At 72.6% G+C, this 23,339-nt stretch carries 18 protein-coding genes; 10 read left to right on the top strand and 8 right to left on the bottom strand.

What is annotated here, in order from left to right; genetic code table 11:
- Positions 1 to 24 precede the first annotated feature (24 nt).
- The 5 genes from FXF51_RS21855 (at position 25) to FXF51_RS21835 (ending at position 6,188) form a co-directional block, all read left to right on the top strand.
- Positions 25 to 1,365 carry an MFS transporter gene (locus FXF51_RS21855; RefSeq protein ID WP_187414498.1) on the top strand — a complete coding sequence of 447 codons (1,341 nt, stop codon included), beginning with the start codon at positions 25 to 27 and terminating at the stop codon, positions 1,363 to 1,365.
- Positions 1,362 to 4,127, top strand: a complete 2,766-nt coding sequence (locus FXF51_RS21850) for a family 78 glycoside hydrolase catalytic domain (protein ID WP_222871404.1) — start codon at positions 1,362 to 1,364, stop codon at positions 4,125 to 4,127. The genes FXF51_RS21855 and FXF51_RS21850 overlap by 4 nt, the downstream gene beginning before the upstream one ends.
- Positions 4,128 to 4,287: 160 nt before the next feature.
- Positions 4,288 to 4,875, top strand: coding sequence for a hypothetical protein (locus tag FXF51_RS21845; RefSeq protein ID WP_148436377.1), 588 nt, complete (start codon positions 4,288 to 4,290; stop codon positions 4,873 to 4,875).
- Positions 4,876 to 4,884: 9 nt separating this feature from the next.
- The gene (locus tag FXF51_RS21840) at positions 4,885 to 5,616 is read left to right on the top strand and encodes a metal-dependent hydrolase (protein WP_148436376.1); all 732 of its coding nucleotides are present in this window, start codon (positions 4,885 to 4,887) and stop codon (positions 5,614 to 5,616) included.
- A complete protein-coding gene (locus FXF51_RS21835) occupies positions 5,613 to 6,188 on the top strand; it encodes a helix-turn-helix domain-containing protein (RefSeq protein WP_148436375.1) in 576 nt (191 codons plus the stop codon). Before FXF51_RS21840 ends, FXF51_RS21835 begins: the two co-directional genes overlap by 4 nt.
- 194 nt (positions 6,189 to 6,382) lie before the next feature.
- On the opposite strand, the gene FXF51_RS21830 is transcribed toward FXF51_RS21835, so the two are convergent.
- The gene (locus FXF51_RS21830) at positions 6,383 to 6,808 is read right to left on the bottom strand and encodes a nuclear transport factor 2 family protein (RefSeq protein ID WP_148436374.1); all 426 of its coding nucleotides are present in this window, start codon (positions 6,806 to 6,808) and stop codon (positions 6,383 to 6,385) included.
- Between the two features lie 141 nt (positions 6,809 to 6,949).
- On the opposite strand from FXF51_RS21830, the gene FXF51_RS21825 reads away from it, so the two are divergent.
- Positions 6,950 to 8,437 carry a PKD domain-containing protein gene (locus FXF51_RS21825; RefSeq protein WP_148436373.1) on the top strand — a complete coding sequence of 496 codons (1,488 nt, stop codon included), beginning with the start codon at positions 6,950 to 6,952 and terminating at the stop codon, positions 8,435 to 8,437.
- Between the two features lie 47 nt (positions 8,438 to 8,484).
- Here the strand turns inward: FXF51_RS21825 and FXF51_RS21820 are convergent, their stop codons facing one another.
- Positions 8,485 to 9,171 carry a TetR/AcrR family transcriptional regulator gene (locus tag FXF51_RS21820; protein WP_148436372.1) on the bottom strand — a complete coding sequence of 229 codons (687 nt, stop codon included), beginning with the start codon at positions 9,169 to 9,171 and terminating at the stop codon, positions 8,485 to 8,487.
- A 116-nt stretch (positions 9,172 to 9,287) separates the two neighbouring features.
- On the opposite strand from FXF51_RS21820, the gene FXF51_RS21815 reads away from it, so the two are divergent.
- Positions 9,288 to 10,310, top strand: a complete 1,023-nt coding sequence (locus FXF51_RS21815) for an amidohydrolase family protein (RefSeq protein ID WP_148436371.1) — start codon at positions 9,288 to 9,290, stop codon at positions 10,308 to 10,310.
- A 575-nt stretch (positions 10,311 to 10,885) separates the two neighbouring features.
- On the opposite strand, the gene FXF51_RS21810 is transcribed toward FXF51_RS21815, so the two are convergent.
- Both FXF51_RS21810 and FXF51_RS21805 read right to left on the bottom strand, forming a co-directional pair.
- Positions 10,886 to 13,840 (bottom strand): NACHT domain-containing protein, encoded by a 2,955-nt coding sequence (locus FXF51_RS21810; RefSeq protein WP_148436370.1) that lies wholly within the window; start codon positions 13,838 to 13,840, stop codon positions 10,886 to 10,888.
- Positions 13,841 to 13,996: 156 nt separating this feature from the next.
- Entirely contained in the window at positions 13,997 to 15,298 is a 1,302-nt protein-coding gene (locus tag FXF51_RS21805; protein ID WP_148436369.1) for an MFS transporter, read from the bottom strand.
- Between the two features lie 151 nt (positions 15,299 to 15,449).
- Here FXF51_RS21805 and FXF51_RS21800 point away from each other — a divergent pair, with 151 nt between their 5' ends.
- From FXF51_RS21800 to FXF51_RS21790, 3 genes are read left to right on the top strand one after another with little or no spacing between them, the layout of a single operon-like run.
- Entirely contained in the window at positions 15,450 to 16,367 is a 918-nt protein-coding gene (locus FXF51_RS21800) for a DUF6772 family protein (RefSeq protein WP_148436368.1), read from the top strand.
- A gap of 5 nt (positions 16,368 to 16,372) precedes the next feature.
- Entirely contained in the window at positions 16,373 to 16,702 is a 330-nt protein-coding gene (locus FXF51_RS21795) for a hypothetical protein (protein WP_148436367.1), read from the top strand.
- 16 nt (positions 16,703 to 16,718) lie between these two features.
- A complete protein-coding gene (locus tag FXF51_RS21790; protein ID WP_148436366.1) occupies positions 16,719 to 17,759 on the top strand; it encodes a LacI family DNA-binding transcriptional regulator in 1,041 nt (346 codons plus the stop codon).
- 41 nt (positions 17,760 to 17,800) lie between these two features.
- Here FXF51_RS21790 and FXF51_RS21785 read toward each other — a convergent pair whose 3' ends face one another.
- The 4 genes from FXF51_RS21785 to FXF51_RS60905 all read right to left on the bottom strand — a co-directional run bounded on the left by FXF51_RS21785 (position 17,801) and on the right by FXF51_RS60905 (position 23,316).
- A complete protein-coding gene (locus FXF51_RS21785; protein ID WP_148436365.1) occupies positions 17,801 to 19,582 on the bottom strand; it encodes an ABC transporter ATP-binding protein in 1,782 nt (593 codons plus the stop codon).
- Positions 19,575 to 21,677 carry an ABC transporter ATP-binding protein gene (locus FXF51_RS61965; RefSeq protein WP_222871403.1) on the bottom strand — a complete coding sequence of 701 codons (2,103 nt, stop codon included), beginning with the start codon at positions 21,675 to 21,677 and terminating at the stop codon, positions 19,575 to 19,577. Before FXF51_RS61965 ends, FXF51_RS21785 begins: the two co-directional genes overlap by 8 nt.
- Positions 21,678 to 21,683: 6 nt before the next feature.
- Positions 21,684 to 23,042: a lanthionine synthetase LanC family protein gene (locus tag FXF51_RS21775; RefSeq protein ID WP_187414497.1), complete on the bottom strand. Its 1,359-nt coding sequence runs from the start codon at positions 23,040 to 23,042 to the stop codon at positions 21,684 to 21,686.
- A 109-nt stretch (positions 23,043 to 23,151) separates the two neighbouring features.
- The gene (locus tag FXF51_RS60905; protein WP_187414496.1) at positions 23,152 to 23,316 is read right to left on the bottom strand and encodes a hypothetical protein; all 165 of its coding nucleotides are present in this window, start codon (positions 23,314 to 23,316) and stop codon (positions 23,152 to 23,154) included.
- Positions 23,317 to 23,339: the final 23 nt, after the last annotated feature.

The following is a 23,339-nucleotide window of genomic DNA, read 5'->3' as shown; positions in this document are numbered from 1 at the left end:
ATGATCCCCCTTCGAGAGGTATTCATGGCAACGACGGACAACCCGTCCCGGCGGGCCTGGCGCACGGCCGTGCTGGGCGGCATGGCGTCCTACATGGACGCGGCCACCATCGTGGGCACCGGCACCGCGCTCGTCCTGTACAAACAGCAACTCGGCCTGACCCCCTGGATGATCGGGGCGGCCTCGTCGATCCTGACCCTGGGCCTGGCCGTCGGCGCGCTCCTCGGCGGGCGCCTCGGCGACCTGCTGGGCAGGCGCCGGGTCTTCACCTACGACCTGGTGGTGTTCCTGGCCGGTCTGGCCCTGCTCGCCTTCGCTGCGGACCCATGGATGATCTTCGTGGGTGTGGGCGTCACCGGCCTGGCGATGGGCGCCGACATCCCGACCTCGCTCGCGCTGGTGGCCGAGGAGGCGCCGAAGGGCCGGCGCGCCCGGCTCGTCGCCTTCTCCCAGGTCCTGTGGAGCTGCGGCGGCCTGGCCGCCTACCTCATCGGCTTCCTGGTCTCCGGCCTCGGCGCGACGGGCGCGCGGATCATCTACCTCCACGTGCTGGTCGTCGCCGCCGTGGTGCTCGTCCTCCGGCAGCGCCTGCGCGAGTCCGAGGAGTGGGTACGCGAACGCGACCGGCAGCGGCAGGCGCCCACCGGCGGCTCCGTCTCCCGCGGCTCCGTCTCCCGTGGCTCCGTCTCCCGTGGCTCCGTCTCCCGTGGCGACTCCCTGCGCAGGCTCGCGTCAGGGCCGCTGCTCGGCGCGGTGATCGGCCTCGGGCTCTTCTACGCGATCGGCAACCTTGTCGCCAACACCTTCGGCCAGTTCCAGACGTTCCTGTTCACCGAGGTCGCGGGCGCGGAGGTCTCGACCGCGACACTCGTCGGACTGCTGGCGTACCCGCTGGGGTTCGGCACCGTCCTGATCTTCATGAAGTTCGTGGACGGGCCCGCTCGCATGACGCTCTACACGCTCGGCGTCCTCATCATGGCGGCCGGAGCGGCGATCCCCCTGATCGCCGGCGTGAACACGGTGACGCTGATCATTCTCAAGTTCTGCATCACGATCGGCGCGGGCTTCGCCGGCGAGGTGATCTTCAAGGTGTGGGCGCAGGAGTTCTTCCCCACCTTGATCAGGGGCACCGCGCAGGGCATCGCCATCGCCTTCACGCGGTTCGTGGCCGCGGGGTTCGCCCTGGTCACCCCGGCGATCGCGGACTCCAGCCCGCGGGCGCTGATGGGAGTGCTGCTGAGCGCGGTGCTCATCGCCGCCGTGATCGGCTGGGCGTGGATCTTCCCGATGCGCCGCCGCGCCCTGGCCGCCGAGCAGGCCGCGTCCGCCGAACAAGCCGCCGCCCCCGAGGAGGCCACCCGATGACCGCCGCGACCGACGACGTTCTCACCGCACCGACCGGCCTACGCCTCGACGGCATGCCGGGCCCGCGCCCCCGCCTGTCGTGGCAGGTCGGCCGGGCGGCGGCGGGCTTCGACGCCCGCAGGATCGAGCTGACCCTCGACGGCGGCGCGCCCGTCACCCACGTCGAGGAGGACGCCGGCCAGATCGGCGTGACCTGGCCGTTCGAACCGCTGGCCGCCCGTGCCCGGGGCACGGTCAGGGTCGGCGTCAGGTCCGGCGGCGCGTGGACGCCGTGGAGCGACCCGCTGCCGTTCGAGAATCCGCCGCTCGGCGCGCAGGACTGGGAGGCGCGTTTTGTCTCGCCTCGCACGCTCGGCGGCCTGCTCACCGCCGCGCCCCTGCTCAGCAGGACCGTCGAGCTGCCCGCGGCCGTGACGCGGGCCCGGCTGCACGTCACCGCGCTCGGCCTGCACGTGACGCGGATCAACGGCGAACGCGTGACCGACGAGGAACTGGCGCCCGGCTGGACGTCGTACCAGAACCGGTTGCGCTTCCGCACCCACGACGTGACCGGGCTGCTGCGCGCGGGCGGCAACGAGATCACCGCGCTGCTGGGCAACGGCTGGTACCGGGGCCGGCTGTACTGGCGAGGGGAACGCGCGTTCTACGGCGACCGGCTGGCGCTGCTCGCGCAACTGGAGATCGAGTGCGCCGACGGCAGCCGCCACGTCGTCGCGACGGACGAGACCTGGCGGGCGCACACGACAGGCGTGCTCGCCGACGACCTGTACGACGGCCAGAGCACCGACCTGCGCGCGGGCCGCGGCCCCGCCGAGCCTGTGGACGTGCTCGACGAGCCGCTCGACCGGCTCTTCCCCGCCGACACGCCGCCCGTGCGCCCGGTCGCCGTGGTGCCCGGCGGGGTCCCCTTCCGCTCGCCGTCCGGGGTGCTGCTGGTGGACTTCGGGGAGAACCTCGTGGGCTGGGTACGGCTGCGCGTACGGGGCCGGCCGGGCCAGGAGGTCGTCGTCCGGCACGCCGAGGTCCTGGATCAGGGGGAACTCGGCACCCGCCCCCTGCGCAGCGCGAAGGCCACCGACCGCTACCTGCTGGCGGGCGGCGGGACCGAGGTGCTGGAGCCGTCGCTGACGTTCCACGGGTTCAGGTACGCGAGCCTCGACGGCGTCGAGCCCGAGGACATCGAGTCCGTGGAGGCCGTCGTGCTCAGCTCCGACCTGCCCGCGACCGGCCGCTTCCGCTGCTCGGACCCCGACGTGCAGACCCTGCACGACAACGTGGTGCGCAGCATGCGCGGCAACTTCCTCGACGTGCCCACCGACTGCCCCCAGCGGGACGAGCGGCTCGGCTGGACCGGCGACATCCAGGTCTTCGCGCCGACGGCCGCCTTCCTCGCCGACTGCTCGAACTTCCTGGCCTCCTGGCTGCGCGACCTGGCGGTGGAGCAGTTCGAGGACGGCTGCGTGCCGTTCGTCGTGCCGAACATCCACCACAACATCCTGCCCGCGGCGGCCGCCTGGGGCGACGCGGCCACGATCGTCCCCTGGACGCTGTACGAGCGCTACGGCGACCCCGAAGTGCTGCGCGAGCAGTACCCGAGCATGCGCGCCTGGGTCGAGCGCCTCAACGCCTTCGCCGGTGAGGACGGGTTGTGGACCGGCCGCTTCCAGTTCGGCGACTGGCTGGACCCGGCCGCGCCGCCCGACGAGCCAGGGGCGGCCCGCACCGACAAGGACCTGGTCGCGACCGCGCACTTCGTCAGGAGCGCCGATCTGCTGGCCAGGGCCGCCGACGTGCTGGGGCGCCGCGACGACGGCGAGCGGTACCGCGCGCTGGCCGCCAAGGTCCGCGCGGCGTTCGCCGCCGCCTACGTCACCCCGGGCGGGCGGCTGATGAGCGACACGCCCACCGCGTACGCGATGGCGCTGTCGTGGGACCTGCTGCCCACGCCCGGCCAGCGCGAGGCGGCCGGCGCCCGGCTGGCCGACCTCGTGCGGGCCAACGGCTTCCGCGTGGCCACCGGCTTCGTCGGCACGCCGCTCATCGCCGACGCCCTGACCGACGCGGGCCACCCGCACCTGGCCTACCGCCTGCTCCTGGAACGCGCATGCCCCTCGTGGCTCTACCCCGTCACCATGGGCGCGACCACGATCTGGGAACGCTGGGACAGCATGCTGCCCGACGGCCGCGTCAACCCCGGGCAGATGACCTCCTTCAACCACTACGCGCTCGGGGCGATCGCCGACTGGCTGCACCGGCGGGTGGCCGGGCTCGCGCCCGCCGCGCCCGGCTACCGGGAGCTCGACGTGCGCCCTCTCCCCGGGTTCGGGCTGACCTGGGCGGAGGCTGACCTGGAGACCAGGTACGGCAGGGCCGCGGTCGCCTGGCGCGTGGCGGAGGGCACGCTCACGCTCGACGTCGAGGTGCCGCCGGGCACCCACGCCACCGTCCACCTGCCGGGCTCGGAGCCGGAACGGGTCGGCGCGGGCAGCCACCGGTGGCGGACGGTTTGCCCCGGCGCGCCCGGACGTCCGGAGTCGATCGCCGACGCCCTGGACGACGCCGGGCTGTGGCGGCGGCTGACCGCGATCATGGCGTCGGAGGGCATCGCCGGCGACGAGGCGGGCGCGGCGGCGCTGGCCGCGCGCGGCCTGCCGCTGCCGCTGACCGAACTGGCCGCCGTGGTCGCCCCGCGCGCCACGCCCGAGCGGGTGGGGGAGCTGCAGGTGCTGTTCGACGCGGCGGTGGCGGCTCACCACGGCTGACGAGCCGCGTTCGGAACTGCCGACGCACGCCGCCGTGGCGGAGTCGCGGGCGGGTAAGGGCAGGCGGGCTGCTGCCGCGGCGCACCTACTTGATCATCGTTCCTCCGTCAGGTGGGATTGGCGCGAAGACACCGGCTCACGGCAGATGGAGGGTGACCGCATGGCCGATGAGGCTACGCAGACGGATGAGAGCAGTGTCGCGGCGTTACGGCTCGCGGCTCAATCACTGATGGAGGCCATCGACGGGCATCTGGCCGCACTGACGGCCGGCACGGATTCCTCCGCCGAGCGCGGCGTCGTGCTGCAGGCGCTCGCGTCCTATGACGATGCCCTCGCCTCCGTCACAGTGACGAGCCAGACGGCGCCGGAACCCGCCAGGACCGGCGGCGTGCTCTCGGTCCTGACCCGTACCGATCATTACGTCGAGGACTTCGGGCAGCTCGTCGAGGCGGGGCGGGATGCGTACCGCACCATCCAGCCGGAGGCCGGGGAGGATGAGGTGCGCGCCGAGGTGCCGGATGTGAGCAGCGCCCTGTACGAGATCCTGCATGTCAACGGGGACGAGGTGCCGTTCCCCTTCCCCGCTGCCAGGCCGATCGCCGGGATGGTGTGGTTCCTGAGTGCGCGCGAGGCGATGCCCGTGGACCTGCACGACAGCCCGGCGGATCCTTTCGGGGTGGCGGCGGAAGCAGGGGAGAACCTGCTGTACGCGCATCGCAGCATCTACGCGCCGCCAGTCGTTCGATAAGATGAACGAATGGTTCAGCTCAATGAGTGCCGGACGGGCTCCCAGGACGCCCTGTACCTGGAGGACACCTACCTCACCGACGTCCACACCAGCGTGACCGCGACCGGGCGCGACGAGACCGGCGGCAAGTGGCTCGCGGTACGGCACAACCTCTTCCACCCCCAAGGCGGCGGCCAGCCCGCCGACCGCGGCTGGCTGGCCGACTGTGAGATCGTGCCGGTACGCGACGCCGCGACCGGCCTGGTGGTGCTCCACCCCATCGAGAGTTCCGGCACCGGGCTGGACGACCTGTCCGAAGGCGATCCCGTGCACGCGCGCATCGATCCAGGCCCGCGTCTGTTGCACGCCGCGCTGCACACCGCCGGTCACCTCGTCGAAGCGGCCTGCCGCGCCGAAGGCTGGACGCTGGCCGGCAGCAACCACTTCCCCGGCCAGTCCCGCATCGAGCTCACCCCGCCCGCGACCGGAGCACAGCTCGCCGATGCGGGGGAGCGGGAGAAGGCCGCCGACCGGCTGCGCGCCTTCGTCCGCGCGGCCATCGCCGAGGACCTGCCGGTCACCGCCGACCACGATGGCGACGGGCACCGGGTCGTACGGATCGGCGACGTCCACGCCGCCCCCTGCGGCGGCACCCACGTGCGCAGCCTCGCCGACCTGCTACAGGTGACCGTCTCCGCCGTGAAGCTGAAGAAGGGCCGCATCCGCGTCTCCTACACCGCCGCCCACAGGCCGTTGCGATGAGCGCCCCCGGCCGGGATCGCCGTCCCGCCAGCAGCGCCGCCGCCGCGGCCGGCGCCCAGATCCACCGTCGCCGGCAGCAGCGCGGCATGAGCCAGGCCGAGCTGGCCCGGCGAACCGGGCTGAGCAAGGCGACCCTGTCGCAACTGGAGGCGGGCCTGGGCAACCCCACCCTCGACACCCTGGACGCCATCGCCGTCGCCCTGGCCATCCCGCTCACCGACCTGCTGATCCGCCACGGCGACCCCGGCACCGTCCACCTCGCCTCGACCGTCGCCGGCCGGGACGAACCCACCCGCGAGCTGCTGCGCCGCATCAGTGGCGGCCACAGTCTCGAGATCTGGCGGCTGCGGCTCCCGCCGGACACCGCCATCGACGGCGTTCCCCACGCTTTCGGCACCGTCGAGCATCTCCTGGTCGCCTCCGGGGGCCTCCTCGCGGGTCCGGCGGACGATCTGCGCCGTTTGGACGTCGGCGACATGCTGGCCTTCGCCGGCGACGCCCCGCACTCCTACCGCACCGACGACACGCCCGCCGACGTCACCGTGGTCATCGCCTCCCCGGTCGCCGGCTGAAAGCCGGCCGGGATGGGGCCCGGACGGGCTGCCCGCGACGGACGGCGCACGGCAGCCCGCATGGGCGCCGCACCGAAGGTCACCGCTGTGCGGCCGCCCTGACGGGACTCGCCTCGCGGCCCTGCCGTCGCCGGTCCTCACCCTTCGCCGGAGCAGGCGGCGGGCCTGCGGTCTGAGGGGCTGGAGCAACGGCGTCAGCCGCGCCTGGCCGGAGCCCAGCCGTGGCCCCAGCCGCTCTGCACCATCGTCTGGAAGGCCCAGCCGTCCTCGGTGCGTACGAGCAGATCGGCGTAGTGCATCTCCTGCCGCGCGCCCTCGATCGTCATGGTCGCCTCGGTCTCCACCACCACGAGGTTCGGGCTCAGGAAGTGCGGGACCCGCTTCGACCGCAGGTCCAGCCCGGCAGTGCCGCCGCCCATGGCCTCCCGCATCGCCTCCAGGTACTCCTCGCGCGTCCACTGCCGCACGGCCGCGTGGCCTCCTGGCACGTCGGTGGCCAAGTTCATCGGGAAGACGGCCAGGTCGGCCAGCTTCTCGATCGCGCCCTGCTCGGCCAGCGCGTCGTACTCGGCGAACCACTGCTCGACGCTCGCCAGCTCCTCGTTGCTCGGCTCATACATCCGCTTCTCCCCTCAACAGTAACCGTACGCTGTACCGTACAACATACGGGTCGAGGCCGCAACGCCGATGGAACGGCACGGAACGCGATGGCACGCCTTGGTGATTGAAAACGCGACTACATTCGATGCACGGAGGGCCTTGTGCGTACTGGCCGCCTGTTGTCTCTCGCCGCCCTGCTGGTTCCGGCCACGCTGATCCCGCCCGGCGGCACCCCTCAGGAGGCGTTCGCGGGGGAGCGCGTCGTCTATGTGTCCAACAGCGACTCCCCCAGCATCTCCAGGTTCGTCGTCGACCTGTCCGACGGGCGCCCGGTCCTGACCGGCGACCCCGTGCCCGCGGGCCCCGGCGTCCGTCAGATGGCGTTCACCCCGGACGCCCGCCTGGCCTACGCGTCCAACGCGGGCGGGGACGAGGCGGGGACGATCTCGGCCTACGCGGTCGGGCCACGAGGGCGGCTGACCCCGCTGCCCAACGGCGCGGACACCGTCGAGACCGGCGGGGACACCCCCTTGGGCATCGTCGTCACACCGAGCGGGCGCCTCCTGTACGTCGCCCACGTCTTCAGCAAGTCGGTGGCCGGCTTCACGATCGCCCCCGACGGCCGGCTCAGACCGCTGCCCGGCGCGCCCACCGAAACCAGCGTGGCCAACCCGCGCGGGCTGGCGGTCACGCCCGACGGCCGTTTCCTGTACGTCGGCCACGGTGATCCAGGCCCCGACCGGCTCGACTCCGTCGGTGCGATCAGCACCTTCGCCATCAACGGCGACGGCACCATCACCGAGATCAAGCCGCCGATCAGGCTCGGCCGGTTCTGCGGCGCCATGACCATCTCTCCCGACGGCCGCCGGATCTATTTGACCTGCAGTGACACCTCGCAGGTCTACGGCTTCGCGATCGGCTCCGACGGCACGCTGACCGCGCTGCCACGCTCGCCGTACGACGTGTCCACCTTCCCGGAAGGCATCACCACCTCACCCGACGGACATTTCGTCCACGTCGCCAGCCCGGCCGCGGGCGGCGGCGGCACCACTCCGGGCGACGGCGCGGTGTCGGGCTTCTCCGTCGGCGCCGACGGTTCGCTCACGCCGGTCAAGGGTCCGCCGGTCCCGGCCGGCCTCGGTCCGGTCGGCATCGTCACCCTGCCGGACGGACGATTCCTGTACGCCTCCACCGGCCTTCCCGACGTCACCGAGGGCCCCACCGGAGGGCTCAGCGCGTTCCGCATCGGCCCCGGCGGGACGATGCGGCCCCTGCCCGGCGCGCCCTTCCCCACCGGTGGCAGCGAGCCCGCCTACAATTCGGCCGCCGTCCTGCCCGACCAGGGGCCGGTCGCCGCCTTCACCGCCAGGCCCGGTGGCCGATCGGTGACCTTCGACGCCTCGGCCTCGGCCGACCCCGACGGGCGCGTCGCCGCCTACCACTGGGACTTCGGCGATGGCGCCACCAGCACCACCGCCGATCCCCGGACCGGCCACCGCTACGCGCGAGCGGGAACGTACCGGGTGGCCCTGGTCGTCACCGACAACGAGGGCTGCTCGACGGTCATGATCTCCACCGGCCAGGGCGTGCTGTGCAACGGCACCACGGCCGGAACCGTCACCCGCGACGTCGTCGTCCCCTGGCCCTAGCGGGTGTGAGGGGGCGGCGGACAGCCGTCGGCGTCCGGCGCTCACGGCTATGCGGACAGCCGATCCAGCCATTCCGTCAGTAGCCGCTGTTCGGCGTGACTGAGAACGTTCTGGTCGGGCAAGGCGGCGCGCAGGGCTCGGGCGGCGCCCGCCGGGCCCTGTTCCTGCACGGCCGCCTCCTGGGTGGTGACAGCGGTGATCATCGCTTCGCGCAGGGCGAGGAGGAGGGCGGGATCGCGTTGCGGTTCGGGCAGGGACAGCCAGGTCAGGACGGCGCCGCGGGCGGTGGCGTGGATGATCTGGGCCGCGAGGTTCTCCTCCACGCGCAGCAAGCCGGTGAGGGCCAGCCGGCGGACGCGCTCCATGAGGTGTTCGAGGCCGGCCCGGAAGGCGGCGGTGGATCTGGCGGGCTCGGCGTACATGAGCGCGTACAGCGCGGGGTTGGCCAGCCCGAACTCGACGGCGACATCCCAGCTGACGCGTAGTTCCCTGATCGGGTCCTGCGGGTCCGGGTCGAGGTGCTTGGCGGCGAGGAACCGGATGAAGCCGTGTTCGGCCACGGCGTCGAGCAGCCCCTCCTTGTCGCGGAACAGCCGGTACAGGGCCGGTGGTTGCAGCCCGGCGGCGTCGGCGACCGCGCGGGTGGTGACCGCGTCGCGGCCGCCGCGCTCCAGCAGGTCGATCGCGACGTCGATGATCCGGCGGCGGGTCTGCTCACGCGCTCTGTCAACCATGTATCAATGATAACGCCTCTTACGTATCGCAGATCATATCGCTGTTAACGCTGTGCTGTTTACGGTGATAACGTGTCCTCGTTGCCATCGGAGACAGCCATCTGGGGAGCGTCAGCATGTCCGACCGTCTGCGGATCATCGGAGTGGAAGAAACCGTCGTCGTACCCGCCGTCCACGAGGCGTACCAGCGGGCCGGATCGCCACAGATCCCCGCCCGCGGCTTCGGCGACAGCCCGATCGCCAGAAACCTGCGCGAGACCGGCGAGCAGCGCCTGGCCCACATGGACGACCAGGGCATCGACGTCGCCGTACTGTCCATGTCCTCACCCGGCGTGCAGGACCTGCCCGCCGCCGAGGCGATCACGGTGGCCCGCGAGGCCAACGACCAGCTCGCGGAGATCGTCGCCTCGCGCCCCGACCGTTTTCAGGCGTTCGCCGCGATCCCCACCCAGTCGCCGGCCGCCGCCGCGGCCGAGCTGGAGCGGGCGGTGCGCGAGCTGGGCTTCCCCGGCGCCATGCTGTACGGCCGCACCGGTGACAAACCGGCCGACCACCCCGGCAACGACGAGCTGTACGCCACCGCCGAGCGGCTCGGTGTGCCGCTGCACTTCCACCCGCAGACGCCGGTCCAGCCGGTGATCGACGCCTACTACGCCGGCATCGGCCCGATCGGCGCGCCGCTGGCCGGAGCGGCGATCGGCTGGTACTACGACCTGGGTGTCCAGTACCTGCGGATGATCTTCTCAGGCGTCTTCGACCGGTTCCCCGATCTGCAGGTGATCGCCGGGCACTGGGGCGAGGTCGTCCTGTTCTATCTCGACCACATCGGATTCTTCGCCCAGGCCGGCGGCCTCCAGCGGCCGCTCGCCGACTACTTCAAGCAGAACTTCTGGGTCGCGGGCAGCGGCACCAACAGCCCACGCTACCTGCGCTGGACCGCCGAGGTCATGGGCACCGACCGGATGCTGTACTCCACCGACTACCCCTTCACCTACGGCTTCCGGCCCGGCGGTTTTCCCTATGTCGACACCAGCGACGGCGCCGCCCGTTCCTTCCTGGAGAACGCGCCCTTCACCGACGGGCAGAAGGCCGACATCGGCCACCGCAACTGGGAACGCCTCACCGCCCGCTCGGACTGACCATGCGACACCCGCCGGCGAGCGCGATGAGACGAGCCAACGTCACTTTAGTGTCCTCGGTAACAGCCTCCTCAACGACAGGCCCGTACGGTTCAGGAGGCGATCCGGCAGAGGGCACCGCGCGGGGAGAGCGACTGGTGCCTGCGGAGGCTCTCAGCCCTGGACGCCGACGACAGCCAACCGGGAAACGGGGTAAAGATGATCAGGAAGATCGTGACCACCACGGCGACGGCGGGTCTGCTGGCTACGGCCATGGTGACGTTCGGTGGGACGGCGGCAGGGGCGGCTTCGTGCACCGGAAGCTGCATTGAGAGGACTGCGGCGGCGCCGGGTGTCGCGCGGCAGTTCCCCTGGGAGGCATCCGGCATCCCGGTCTCCCCGGCCGGCGGATATCAGCCTGACGGGGGATACCAGCCTGACGGCGGTTACCAGCCTGATGGCGGATACCACAATGACTGACGCCCTCGTCGTCCGGCGGGTGGCCGAGGGGGCGGGGCGGGCCCGTCCCCGGTCGGCGAGGCAGTGCTGATCGCCGCTGATCGCTCCTGATCGCCTCCGTCGCCGTCGTGCTGAGGTCAGGAGCGGACCAGGATGAGCGCGTCCGCGGAGGAGCCGGTGACGCGGCGTTCGAGCGCCGTGATCCCCACCGCGATCTCCCAGAAGCTTCTGGCCACGGGCTTCAGCGTCGGCTTGTGCATGATCCCCGCGGCCACCGCCAGCGCGCCCAGCCGCACGCAGCGGACGAAGTCGGCGTCGGACGTCCCCGTCCCGGCCAGCCCCTCCTCGGCGACGGCCCGCAGCGACGTGGCCACGTCGTAGGCCATGCGCGCCTCCGTGCCCACCCTCTCCAGGTTCACCCGGTCCCCGCCCAGGCCGGTCAGCCGGGACAGCTCCGCGACGCCGTCCCGGACGGCGGCCAGCAGGGCCTGCGGAGGTAGTGGCGGGGCGCCGGACTTGAGCAGATACGTCCGTACGAGCTGGAAGAGCCTGAGTGGCCGGCCCCGGTCGGGCTGGAGGATCGAGGCGGACGCGGAGGCCCGGACCTCCACAACAGGGGCCCGCTTGTTGGCGGCGATCCAGCGGCACAGGAAGATCGCCATACCGCCGATGAGGCAGGCGCGCCGCGCTCCGGCCAGATCGACGCCGGGGGCGTCGGCGAGCCGGCGGTCGCGGGTGAGGCCGCGTACGAGGCTCTGGACCTGGTCGATGTCGGACTTGAGCAGGTCGGTGCGGTCGTGGACGAACCGCAGGACCCGGTCGTGGTACGCCCCTGAGTCGTCCAGGTCGGCCTTGACCAGCTCGCGCTCCCGCGCCCGCCGCGGATCCTTGACGAACTCGGCGAGCTGGAACAGGTTGCCGAACTCCTCCTGGTAGGGAACGTTGCTGTTCAGTGCCTTGCGCAGGTAGACCCGGTAGAGGAGACAGGCGAGCAGCGCGGTGTCGCGCACCTTGGCGTCCTTGAGGTCCTCCTGCACCCGGTCGGTCACCTCCTGCGGCGTGGCGGTGAACGGGTGCGGGAGCGGGCCGGCCGTGTGCAGGCCCGGCGGCCCGCCGGGCTCGGCCACCCAGACGGGACGCGCGGCCGGGTCGGCGATGACGGCGAAGGCCGGGTCGGCGGCCAGGTCGCGGGTGGGAAGCCGGTAGACGGGCCCGCCGGGAAACAGGTCGTTGACCGAGGTCAGGAAGGATTCGACGTCCTCGGGCCAGGTCAGCGAGGACAGGCCGAACCGGCGGTGCAGGTCGGGGGTGACGGGGCGGGAGCACACCGCCACCTGGTCACTGACGCGGACCACGTCACGCAGGTGACGGGGGACCGCGACCGCCGACAGGAACCGGTTCCGCTCCGGGTCGCCGTCCTGCGGGGTGTCGAGGAGCCCTTCCAGCTCGGCGCGCACCCGTGGGGCGATCGGGCGGCCCTCGTCCACGCAGTCGAAGGCCAGCGCCAGCGCGGGCACCGTACGGGAGAGCAGGCAGGCCCGCACGATGGCGGTGGGGTCGGCGCGCGCCGCGTACAGCAGGATCGTCTCGCGCCACCACGGGTCGTTCACGGCGGCGGGCAGCCCGGGGCGCAGGTCGGGGTGGTCGTGGATGTGCGCGGCGGCCAGATACTCCTGGAAGGTCTGGTGGGAGAAGGAATAGGCGCCGGCCTCGCGTTCGAGCAGCAGGCCGCTGTTCTCCAGGTCGGTGAGCAGGGTGGCGGGGGGCGGCGGGTCGTCCGGGGCCAGGCGGGCGAGTGACGCCTCGATCAGGGCGGTGATCTCGGCGCGGGGCAGGTCGCGGGTGCCGCGCTCCATCATGGTGTAGGCCAGCTCGCGCAAGACCTGCTCCTTGGGCTCGCCGTCCAGCGAGGTGCCGGGGCGCCTGACGTCGTGCCGCCAGAGCACGACGCGGCAGATCTCGGCGTACAGCTCGGCGCGGGTGCCGGGCAGGTCGCCGCGGATGCGGTGCACGTTGACGATCATGGTGAGGAGCAGCGGGTTGGCGGCCAGGTCGTAGAGCTGCGTGTTGCGCCGCAGCTCCGCCAGCAGGGCTTCCGGGCCGCCCTTGGAGGGGCCGGGGGCCCGATCGGCCGCGCGGTACCAGGCGTGGACGAACATGGCGATCTGCTCGGCGGTGAAGCGCCGGACGAGCAGCACGGCCGCGCTGTCGAGCGGGTATTCGCGGTAGCCGTAGGGTCGGCTGGTGATCACGAAGTCGTTCTGGGCGTACTGGGCGATCTGGCGCTCCACCCAGTCCACCACCAGGCGGCGGTGTTCCTCGCGGGTCACCTCGTCCAGGCCGTCCAGCAGGACGACGCACCGGCCCCGCTCCAGCCGGCCGTCGAACCAGCCGGCCGGCTCCTGCTCGCGCAGCCGTCCCAGCCGGGCGGCGATGATCTCGGGCAGTCCGACGTCCGGCCGCTCGACGATGTCCGCGGCGTGGTCGCGCAGGTAGAGCAGGACGGGCAGGGCCCGGTCGTGCGAGCACAGGCGCAGGGTGGTGTGCCGCAGCAGCGTGGTCTTGCCCGTGCCGGGCGCGCCGATCAGCGCCAGCACGGCGGGGCGGCCCCGCTGCAGGAAGTCCCCGAGCGAGCGGCGCTCGTGGGAGACCGCCGGCAGGCCGGCGACCAGCGCGCCGCCGGCGCTCTCGCGGGGCGGGCGGGATTCGAGGCTCACGTCGACGTAGATCTGCTCCAGCTCCGGGGCGTCGCCCCGGGTGATCAACCCCTTCTGGTCGACGAACCTGACCGTCTCACGCACCTGCCGGCGGTAGTCGCGTTCGAACCGTGACGAGGTACGCCGCAGCAGCTCGTCCGCACGGTCGGCCGCGCTCTTCACCCACCGGTCCTGCAAGTCGCCGAAGACCTTCCCGGCGAACCCGCCCGCGAGCAGCACCAGCTCGTACCCGGCGGTGAGCAGCACCGCCGCGGTGACGTTCTGCCGCACCCACTCCCACAGGGCGACGCCCAGCGCCGCCGGTGGCGCGACGGCCAGCCCCAGCAGGAGCGCGCGGCCCAGCCTGGAGCCCACCCCGGAGGCGGGGGTCGTCATACGGCCTCCCGTTGTGATGCGTCTTCCTCGCATTATGGGCGGCGCGGGCGCTCCACCGGCCACCGTTCGGCGGATATTCCGGCACGCCGCGCGATCTCCGCCTTCGGTGTGGTCCGCGCCGCGCCCGGGAGCGGGGCGCCGATGCCCCGTGCGGCCTCAACGCGTAGCCGGAACCGGCTCACGCAGGTGGGCGGGCTCCTCGATGAACCTGGTGCCGAGCGCCGACAGCAGGCACAGCGCAGCCGACACCACCACGATCGGCCAGAGCTGCCCACCGGACCACCCGTCCAGCCAGGCCGCCACGAACGGGATGCAACCACCGACGACGGCACCCGCGATCTCACGGGTGAACGTGACGCCCGTGTACCGGTACCGGACGTCGAACAGCTCCGACATCATCGTGGCCTGCGACGCGAGCGTCAGGTCGTTGCACAGCGTGTAGATCATCACGAAGGCGGCCCAGATCACGACGGGGGTGCCGGTGTCGAGCATGAAGAAGAACGGGTAGAACAGCACGGCCGCCGCCACCGATCCGGCGACCATGACCGGCCGCCGCCCGTACCGGTCGCAGAGCCAGCCCGCGGTCGGCACGGTGACGAGCTTGACCAGGTTGGCGATCACGATGCCGATCAGGCCGACCCACGCCTCGGTGTGCACGTGCGTGGTCAGGTAGGTCAGGGCGTAGACGGACGGCAGGTAGCTGATCACGTTCGGCGCGATGCTGATGAGCATGCCGGGCACGATCTTGTGGCGGGAGGAGGCGAACAGCGCCCGCAGCGGCGCCATCGCGTGCTCGCCGCCGGGGCCGGCGTTGTCGCGCGCCTCGCGGAACTCGGGGGTGTCGGAGACCTTCAGCCGTACGATCACGCCGGCCACGCCGACGAAGACGCTGAGCAGGAACGGGATGCGCCAGCCGTAGTCGATGAAGGCGTCGTGCGGCATGACCGCGGAGACGAGGAAGAAGACGCCCGTCGCGACGAGCGAGCCGACCGCGTTGCCGAGGGTCGGGGCGCTGGCGTTCAGCCCGCGTGACCGGGTCTCGGCGTGTTCGGCGGACATCAGCATGGCGCCCGCGTACTCGCCGCCCGCGCCGAGCCCCTGCACGACGCGCAGCGCCACGAGCATGACCGGTGCTGCCGCGCCGATGGAGGCGTAGGAGGGCAGCAGGCCGATCAGCGTGGACGCCGCCGCCATCAGGAGCAGGGTGACGAACAGCATCGTGCGGCGGCCGATACGGTCGCCGAGCACGCCGATGACGATGCCGCCGACGGGCCGGGCGAAGAACCCGACGGCGAACGTGGCCAGCGACGACAGGGTCGCCGCCACGGGGTCGCCGGCGGGGAAGAACACCTGGGGCAGCACGAGCGCGGCGGCTGTGCCGTACAGCGAGAAGTCGTACCACTCGAGCGCGGTGCCGACCGTGGAGGCGATCGTCGCCCGGCTCAGCCGTTTCGTCATCCTTGGCTCCCTCAATCCAGCTTGCTGATTGCGCACCCGCATTCGGACCATTAACGTTAATGTGGCCGCAACATTACGAGTGGCCTGCTCAGCAGGTCAAGGGTTTCGGCAATCAGGTGTTTACGTGAGCGTTAATGAGAGAGGACTGCGCATGGGACTCGCAGCGCCGGCCACCGACGCCGGGCTGTCGAAGTACGATCCGCTCGGCCGGATCCTGTGCTTCGACCGGTTCGACTCGACCACCCACGGCTGGACCGAGCTGATCGGCAACTACGACGGCCGGGGCGACCTCGGCACGGTCGACGAGCACATGCGCGACTTCCGGCCGCCGCAGCTCTCCTCCTGCTCGTTCTTCGACGTCGGCACGCACGGCACGCTCAGCGGCAACTACGCGCTGAAGCTCGCCACCCGCCCCTACCCGGGGCACACGGCCACAGGCATCCGCCGGCTCACCATGGCCGGGCGGGGCCGCGTCCGCATCGAGACGTACTTCGCGTACAAGGCGGAGGCTACCGTCGGCCACGAGCTGCCCGCCAGCGTCGCCTGGGACGGCAACCGGCACCCGTCGGAGTCGCAGTTCGGCGCGTTCACCGTGGCCACCGACATCTGCGCCGACAACGGGGTGCGCTATCACAACGTGATCCGCTACCAGAACACGAACCTGGCGGGCGAGATGACGCAGCGGTTCATGTATCCGGTGGTGCCCGAGCCGACGCCGCGCGACCACCAGGAGGGCAAGTTCGCCCTGCCGTACGCGGCCGACTTCACCGCGCCCGACCCGGACGACTGGCGCTACTTCGGCGACCCCCTGGAACTGTGCGCCAACGAGGTGCCCACCAAGATCAACTGGCACTATCTGCGCTGGGACATCGACACCTCCACCCGCAAGAACGTCGAGCTGCGGCTCAACGACCGCGTCATGGACATGAGCGACGTGCCGGTGCCGATCTACCCCGACCGCTACAGCACCCTGGACAACCTGCTCAACTTCTACTTCTCGGTCCGGACCCACGCCGGCATCCGCAACTTCCTCTTCCTCGACTCCGTGCTCATCTCGGTGGATTGGTGACGACGATGCGATCGACCATGACCGCGGTGCTGGAACGCGCCGCGCTGGTGAACGACGAACTCGCCACCGAGCCGTACGAGCTGCCGTGGGCCGCGGAGGCGCGCTTCTTCGTCCAGGCGCACGAGCTGACCGGGACGCTGGAGCTGACCACCGAGATCTCACCGGACGGCCTCACCTGGTGCCCCGCCGACGTGCCGCCGGTGCGGGTCGAGGAGCCGGGGATGACGAGCTGGCCGGTCAGCGGTTTCGGCCAGTGGCTGCGCGTACGCTGCAGGGTTTCCGGCGACGCCGCCGCGGCTGCCAGACTGCGGATCTACTTGGTGGGCAAGAGCTGAGCCGGAGGATGACGGGATGGCACGTTCGCAACGGGTGACGCTACGGGACGTGGCCGACCGGCTGGGCCTGTCGGTCAACACCGTGTCGCGCGCCCTCGCCGGCAAGGACCAGGTCAGCGAGGACACCAGAGCCCTGGTCAGCGCCGAGGCCAAGCGGCTCGGGTACGTCCCGAACAGCCACGCCCGCTCGCTCGTGTCAGGCCGCACCATGGTCGTCGGCCTGGTCATCACCAACCCGTCCAACCCGTTCTACGCCGCGCTCATCTCCGCGGTCGAACGGCAGTGCCGGGCCGGCGGCTACTCCGTGCTGCTCCTGGTGACGGAGGACTCCGCGGACAACGAGGAACGCGCCGTCCAGGAGCTGCTGCGGTTCGGCGTGGACGGCGTGCTCGGCGTCGCCACCGAGTCCAGCAGCGACGTGTGGGACGCGCTGCGCGAGGCGGGCATCCCCGTGGTGCAGCTCAGCCGCGACATCCCCGGCCGCGGGCTGGACTTCGTCGGCATCGACGTGGAGTCGGCCATCCGTGACGCGATCGTCCGGGTGGCCCCTCCCGGCGTCCGGCGGATCTGGCTGCTGGAGGAGGACCTGCGCGTCAGCACGGTCGCCGCCAGGATCGCGGGCTTCCGCCGCGCGCTCGACGACCTGGGCGTCGCGCACGAGCACTCGCTCGTGCTCAAGGTGCCCACCCGGCGGACGAGCGGCGCCAGCCTGCCGTGGAGCCCCGACGACGCGTACGCGCTGGCCGCCAACGTGATCACGCCGGGCAACCACCCGGACCTGGTGGTCACCGCGAACGACTACGTGGCGCTGGGCGTCTACCGGGCCATCCGGGAGTGCGGCCTGAGCGTGCCCGATGACGTGCGCGTCCTCGGGTACGGCGACCACCCGTTCGCCGCCTACCTCCAGCCGGCCCTGACCACCATCAGGCTGCCGGCCGACGAGGTGGGCACCGCCGGGGTGGACCTGCTGCTGCGCAGGATGGCCGACCCGGACCGGCCCAGGACCAGCACCCGGCTCCCCGCCGAGCTGGTCGAACGCCAGTCGACGGGGCGCTGAACGCGACGCCGGGGACGGCGGCAGGTCCTTCAGCGGCGCGTTCAGGAGCCCTCGTATCCGCGCAGGCCCAGGGCGTGCAGCTCGCAGTACACGCCGCCGCGCGCCAGCAGTTCCGCGTGGCCGCCCGCCTCCAGCACCCGGCCGCCGTCCAGCACCACGATCAGGTCGGCCATCCGGACGGTCGCGAAGCGGTGCGAGACCAGCACCGTGATCGGCGGGTCCTGGGCGGCGCGCGCGGCGGCCGCGTACCGGGCGAACAGGGCGTGCTCGGAGGCGGCGTCCATGCTCGCGGTCGGCTCGTCCAGGATGAGCACGCGCGGCGATCGGCGCATCATCGCCCGGCCCATCGCGACCTTCTGCCACTGACCCGCCGACAGCTCCACGCCGCCGGGCAGCACCGCGCCGAGCGGGGTGTCCATCCCGTACGGCAGCCGGCCGGGCAGGTCGCCGCCTCCTCCGGCCTCCAGCGCCGCCGACACCGCCCGCGCGTCGTCCGCCCTGGGCAGGTCGCCGACGCCGACGCCGGTGCGCAGCGGCAGTTCGAGCCGCTGGAAGTCCTGGAGGCAGGCGGTCAGGCCCTGCCGCCAGGCCACCACGTCCAGCTCCGCCAGATCGGCGCCGCCGTAGGAGATCGTGCCCGCGTCCGGCTCGTACAGGCCGGCGATGAGCCGGGCCAGCGTGGTCTTGCCCGCGCCGTTCTCCCCGACGATCGCCACCGTGCTGCCCGCGGGAACCCGCAGGCACACCTCGCGCAGCACCGGGCGCCCGGTGCCCGGATAGGTGAAACTCACCCCGTCCAGCACCAGATCGGCGCCCGCCGCCGGTGGCGGCGCCGCGCCGCCTTCGCGGACGTGCGCGGCGGCGTGATCCGACAACCAGAGCAGATGTCCGGACGCCCGCAACGCCTGCTGCAGCCAGCCGCCGAGCGCGACGGTCGCCGACACCGTGCCGACGAGCTGACCGCCCAGCACCAGCGTCAGCACCACGTCGCCGGGTGAGCCCCGGCCCTGCGCCACCGCCAGCACCGACACCAGCACGCCCCCCAGATACGCTGCCCCGAAGATCAGCCATCCGGCCGACGACCACACGCCCGCCCATGTGTCGGCCCGGTCGCGTACCCGGTCCACGTCGTGCCGCAACCCGTCGTGGCGGCGGGTCAGCTCGCCCGCCAGCCGATACAGGCGCACCTCCCGCGCGGCCACCGGCGAACACGCCAGATCCAGCAGGGTACGGCGCAACCGGTCCTGCCCGGCCGTGTCCCACTCGGCCCGCCCCACCAGCCGGTCGCCCACGTGCGCGGCGAACAGCGCCGGCAGCGCGAACACCGGCAGCACCAGCAGCGCCGGATGCACCGAGGCGAGCACCACGACCGTGGCCAGCAGCTCGAACACCGCCCTCAGGTTCTCCACCAGCGCCCCGAAGGCGCCGCTGAGCTGGGCGCGGCCGGCGCGCAGCAGGTCCATGCGGTCCAGGTACGCCGGATGCTCGAAGTGGGCCAGGCCGGGGACGCCCGCGGCCAGCGTCATCAGGCGGTGGTCCAGCAGGAGGCCGACGTGTTGCTGGAGGCGGATGCGGAGGGTGGAGACGTAGGCGCCCGCCGAGAAGGTGATGACGACGGAGGTCACCAGCAGGGCGGCGGCCGACAGGGCCGCCTGGGCGTCCTGCCTCACCGCTGCGTCGGTGGCCTGGCCCACGGCGAGGGCGGTGAGGACGCCGCAGGCGCCCACGGCGGGGGCCAGGGTCAGGACGAGTAGCGCGGTGCAGCGGTCGGCGTGGAAGGCGGTGGTGATGAGGAGGGCGGTGGCGCGCAGCCGGTCACGCACGGGAATCACCTCTAACCGCAGTGGCGGGCGGTGGCGTCTGCGTGGGCTGGGCGGTGGCGGTGGCGGTGCTGGGCGGTGGCGTGTGCGTTCGGTCGCCGCCGGTCACGGCGGTGGCTTGCAGGGCGAACGCGCGGGCGTAACGGCCACCCGCCGCCAGCAGCTCCTCGTGGGTGCCCTGCTCGGCGACCCGCCCGCCGTGCAGGTAACAGATCCGGTCGGCCAGCCGCACGGTGGCGAAGCGGTGCGAGACCAGGATCGTGGTGATGCCACGCGTCAGGTCGAGAAACCGCTCGTACAGCTCGGCCTCGGCCCGGATGTCCAGATGCGCCGTCGGCTCGTCCAGAACCAGCACCCTCGCGCCTTGTTCGACCGCGTACAGGGCGCGGGCGAGCGCCAGCCGCTGCCACTGCCCGCCGGACAGATCCACACCCCCGTCGAAGCGCCGCGACAGCGGAGTGTCCCAGCCGCCCGGCAACCCCGCCGCCACCTCGTCGAACGCCGCCAGCCTGGCCGCCTCCCGCAGAGCCCCCTCGTCCGGCGGACGGTCCACCGCCCCGAAGAGGATGTTGTCGCGGGCGGTCAGCTCGTGGCGCAGGAAGTCCTGGAACACCACGGCGACCTGCCGCCGCCAGTCCTCGACGTCCAGGGTGCGCAGGTCCGTCCCGTCCACGGTGACGCGGCCCTCCTGCGGGTCGTACAGGCGGGCCAGCAGTTTGATCAGGGTGCTCTTGCCCGCGCCGTTGTCGCCCACCAGCGCGAGGGACGAGCCCGCCGGGATCCACAGGTCCAGCGTGTCGAGCACGGGACGGGCCAGGCGGGGGTAGGCGAAGCGGGCCCGTTCGAAGGAGATGCCCCGGCGCGGCAGCCCGGTGGCGGGGCGCGGGCCGCTCACGACGGGAGCCGGGTCGGGCAGCGCGGCCAGCTCCAGCGCGGGCGGCACAGCGGCGGCGGCCCTGCTGAGCGTCCACTCCAGGTCGCCCAGCCAGCCCAGGGCCGCCGTTGCCGCGATCGCCTGGAGGTAGAGCGCGGTCTGCGCGACGCTGATCCGGCCGGTGGCGGAATCGGCGGCCAGGGGGATGAGGACGGCGGCGTGCGAGAGGACCAGGAGCAGCAGCGCGAGCCCGTCGCGAGCCGAGGCCCTGGAGCCGCCGAACGCCTTGCCGCGGCGCGAGGTGCTGGCGCGGCGTGCGGCGTTGGCGTCGCCTGAAAAGCCGGTGCCGCCTGAGGAGCCGGTGCCGTCTGAGGAGCCGGTGCCGTCTGAGGAGCCGGTGCCGTCTGGGGAGCCGGTGCGGCCCAGACCGCCCATTCCTGCCAGCCAAGCCTCCGTGAAGCGTTCGGCGAGCCAGCCCGCCAGGCCGAAGATCCTCACCTCCGTGGCCGCCGCGCCGTCGAGTGCCAGCGTGCGCAGGTAGTCGGCGCGGCGCAGCTCGGTCGTGGTGCCCGCCTGCGCCTCGACCGCCCGGCGTACCTCCTTGTTGCGCCACAGCCCGACCGCCGTCCAGGTCACGATCAGCGGGATCGGCGCCCACCAGCGGAAACCCAGCAGCAGCGCCGCGGCGCTCAGCCCCGCCAGGCGGGAGGAGACCAGCGCGGGCAGCGCGGTGACGGCGCTGGTCACGGGGAGCAGACCGGCGGCCTCGCCGCGCGCCATCAGCACCCGGTCGGCCACGCCCGGGTCCTCCAGGGGGCCGATGCCCGGCGGGCGCAGCATCCCGTCCATGGTGAGCCGGGCCAGCAGGGCGGCCGTGCGGCGGCCGAGGCGGCAGGAGGTGACTCTGACGGCGGGGCCGGTCAGCAGGCTCGCCGCGTACACGGTGACCAGCAGGGCGAAGGCGGTCAGCACGTCCGGGACGGGGGTGCCCGCCCCCGGGGAGAGGAGGGCGGGCAGGCCGCCGATCAGGGCGGAGATCGCGATCATCAGCGCGGGCGCCAGGACGGCGTCGGCCAGCATGAGCACGGCCAGCGCCAGGGTGAGGGGGCGCGAGGCGCGCGGCAGGATCCGCAGCAGGGCCCACACGGGGGCGCGTGACAGACGGCGCCACAACCCGGCCGGGGTGCGGGCCGTCCGCGTCTCGACGGAGGCAGGGGTGGGCATCGTCGCTCACCGGAGGCCGAGGGCGGGCAGCCAGGCGCGGTTGCCGCCGTACACGGTCAGGAGGGCGGCGCATGCTCCGGCGGCGCCGCTGAGCAGGGTGTTGTTGTCCTGTGCCGACAGCTCGGCGACCTCTGCGAGGCGGTCGGTGAGGCGGCCTGCCAGGTGGTCGCGCAGCGTCGCCGCGCCCTCCAGGCCGGTGTGCCGGTCGAAGGTGTCGCACAGCAGGATCAATCCGGGCAGGCCGTGGCAGATGCTCACGTCCGGGCGGTCCACGTTCTCGTCGTACGTTTCGAGGAAGGTGGACATGGCCGTCAGGGCGAAGCGTTGTGTCTCGTCGTCGCCGAGGATCCGTCCGGCCTCCCACAGCGCCCAGGAGACGCCGGGTGTGCCGTAGCACCAGGCCTGTGGGCGGCGCTGGAGGCGGTTCATGTCGCCCGCCTGCGGCCAGGTGATCATGCCGTCGTCGTTGACGCGGCTCTGGGCGGTCAGCCAGCGGGAGAGGCGGGTCAGTGCGGTGGCGAGCCGGTCGGCCGGCCTGTCGTCGGGTCGGCCGTCGGGTCGGGCGGGTCCGGCGTCGGGTTGGGCGGGTCCGGCGTCGGGTTGGGCCGGCCGGGCGGCGGGCGGGTTGTGGAGGCCGGTTGCGTCGGCGGCGGCGCACAGTGCGAGCGTCACTCCGGCCGCGCCGTGGGCGACGCCGGTGTTGACGCGACCGTGGTTCCAGCCTCGCATGGGCTCGTCGCGGTAGCTGCCGACGCGCAGCCCGGTCAGCTCGTCGTCGGAGCACAGCCTGGTCAGGTGGCTCACCGCGAGGTCCAGGTCGCCGGGCTGGAGATCGGGGTCGGTGGCGAGCACCATCAGGGTTCCGGCTGTGCCGGTGACGATGTCGTAGTCGTACCAGGCGAGGGGGTGGCGGTGCCAGTGCACGTGTTCGCGCGCCAGCTCGCGCCGCAGCCGGGCGGCCAGGGGTGCCAGCGCGGGCCAGGCGGGGGTGGCCAGGCGCAGGCCGAGCAGGTAGCCCGCACCGCCCCACCCGTACAGGCCGGGATGGGTGCAGGCGGCGCGGAGCTGGTGCAGCCAGGCGGCCAGCGCCCGTGACTCCGGCTCGCCGGGGCCCGTCCCGCGAACGACGGCGCTCGGTTCGTGCGGGCCCGGCTTGTGGGGGCTCGGTTCGTGCGGGCCTGGCTTGTGGGGGCTCGGTGCGGGCGGGCCGGTGAGGAGGGAGGCGATGACGGCGGGGCCGAAGTCGATGCTGTACTCCTCGCCGCGCCGCCCCGCCGGCGCCGTTTCCGCGAACGCCGTCAGCACCCGCCTGGCCAGCGGGCCGATCAGCGCGAAGGTGTCGTTCTCACGTGTGGACGCCGTCATCGAAGCGCCAGCCCTTCCCTCGGTCAGGTAGATGGTTGGGTGAGAGGGTGAGCCGCCGGCGGCCATTCCCCGCCGGCGGCTCACCCGTTCTCCTCAGCGGGCCGGTCCGCTAACAGGGGCAGCTACCGGTGCAGTTCGGGTGCTGCGTGCAGCCCTGGGTCTGGCCCAGGACGTCCTGCGGCAGCATGACGCTGTCGTCGAACTGCGATTCCAGCTCCTGGATGAGCGTGTCGAGGTCGTCGAAGGCGACCAGCTCGGACGGGTTGTGCTCCATGTGTTTCACCTCCTCCGCCGGTG

The organism is Nonomuraea sp. PA05 (assembly GCF_008086045.1).
GTDB classification, from domain to species: domain Bacteria; phylum Actinomycetota; class Actinomycetes; order Streptosporangiales; family Streptosporangiaceae; genus Nonomuraea; species Nonomuraea monospora.
Note: the sequence above shows the minus strand (reverse complement) of the source record. Positions and strands in the feature narration are given on the sequence as shown.

What these genes read in the sequence shown, in the direction of transcription:
- FXF51_RS21820 (WP_148436372.1), bottom strand. Translation starts at nt 9,171, where the DNA reads ATGGTTGACAGAGCGCGTGAGCAGACCCGCCGCCGGATCATCGACGTC.
- FXF51_RS60905 (WP_187414496.1), bottom strand. Translation starts at nt 23,316, where the DNA reads ATGGAGCACAACCCGTCCGAGCTGGTCGCCTTCGACGACCTCGACACG.
- FXF51_RS21830 (WP_148436374.1), bottom strand. Translation starts at nt 6,808, where the DNA reads ATGTATGAGCCGAGCAACGAGGAGCTGGCGAGCGTCGAGCAGTGGTTC.
- FXF51_RS21810 (WP_148436370.1), bottom strand. Translation starts at nt 13,840, where the DNA reads ATGACGACCCCCGCCTCCGGGGTGGGCTCCAGGCTGGGCCGCGCGCTC.
- FXF51_RS21840 (WP_148436376.1), top strand. Translation starts at nt 4,885, where the DNA reads ATGGTTCAGCTCAATGAGTGCCGGACGGGCTCCCAGGACGCCCTGTAC.
- FXF51_RS21835 (WP_148436375.1), top strand. Translation starts at nt 5,613, where the DNA reads ATGAGCGCCCCCGGCCGGGATCGCCGTCCCGCCAGCAGCGCCGCCGCC.
- FXF51_RS21815 (WP_148436371.1), top strand. Translation starts at nt 9,288, where the DNA reads ATGTCCGACCGTCTGCGGATCATCGGAGTGGAAGAAACCGTCGTCGTA.
- FXF51_RS21850 (WP_222871404.1), top strand. Translation starts at nt 1,362, where the DNA reads ATGACCGCCGCGACCGACGACGTTCTCACCGCACCGACCGGCCTACGC.
- FXF51_RS21790 (WP_148436366.1), top strand. Translation starts at nt 16,719, where the DNA reads ATGGCACGTTCGCAACGGGTGACGCTACGGGACGTGGCCGACCGGCTG.
- FXF51_RS21845 (WP_148436377.1), top strand. Translation starts at nt 4,288, where the DNA reads ATGGCCGATGAGGCTACGCAGACGGATGAGAGCAGTGTCGCGGCGTTA.
- FXF51_RS21795 (WP_148436367.1), top strand. Translation starts at nt 16,373, where the DNA reads ATGCGATCGACCATGACCGCGGTGCTGGAACGCGCCGCGCTGGTGAAC.
- FXF51_RS61965 (WP_222871403.1), bottom strand. Translation starts at nt 21,677, where the DNA reads ATGCCCACCCCTGCCTCCGTCGAGACGCGGACGGCCCGCACCCCGGCC.
- FXF51_RS21855 (WP_187414498.1), top strand. Translation starts at nt 25, where the DNA reads ATGGCAACGACGGACAACCCGTCCCGGCGGGCCTGGCGCACGGCCGTG.
- FXF51_RS21800 (WP_148436368.1), top strand. Translation starts at nt 15,450, where the DNA reads ATGGGACTCGCAGCGCCGGCCACCGACGCCGGGCTGTCGAAGTACGAT.
- FXF51_RS21805 (WP_148436369.1), bottom strand. Translation starts at nt 15,298, where the DNA reads ATGACGAAACGGCTGAGCCGGGCGACGATCGCCTCCACGGTCGGCACC.
- FXF51_RS21775 (WP_187414497.1), bottom strand. Translation starts at nt 23,042, where the DNA reads ATGACGGCGTCCACACGTGAGAACGACACCTTCGCGCTGATCGGCCCG.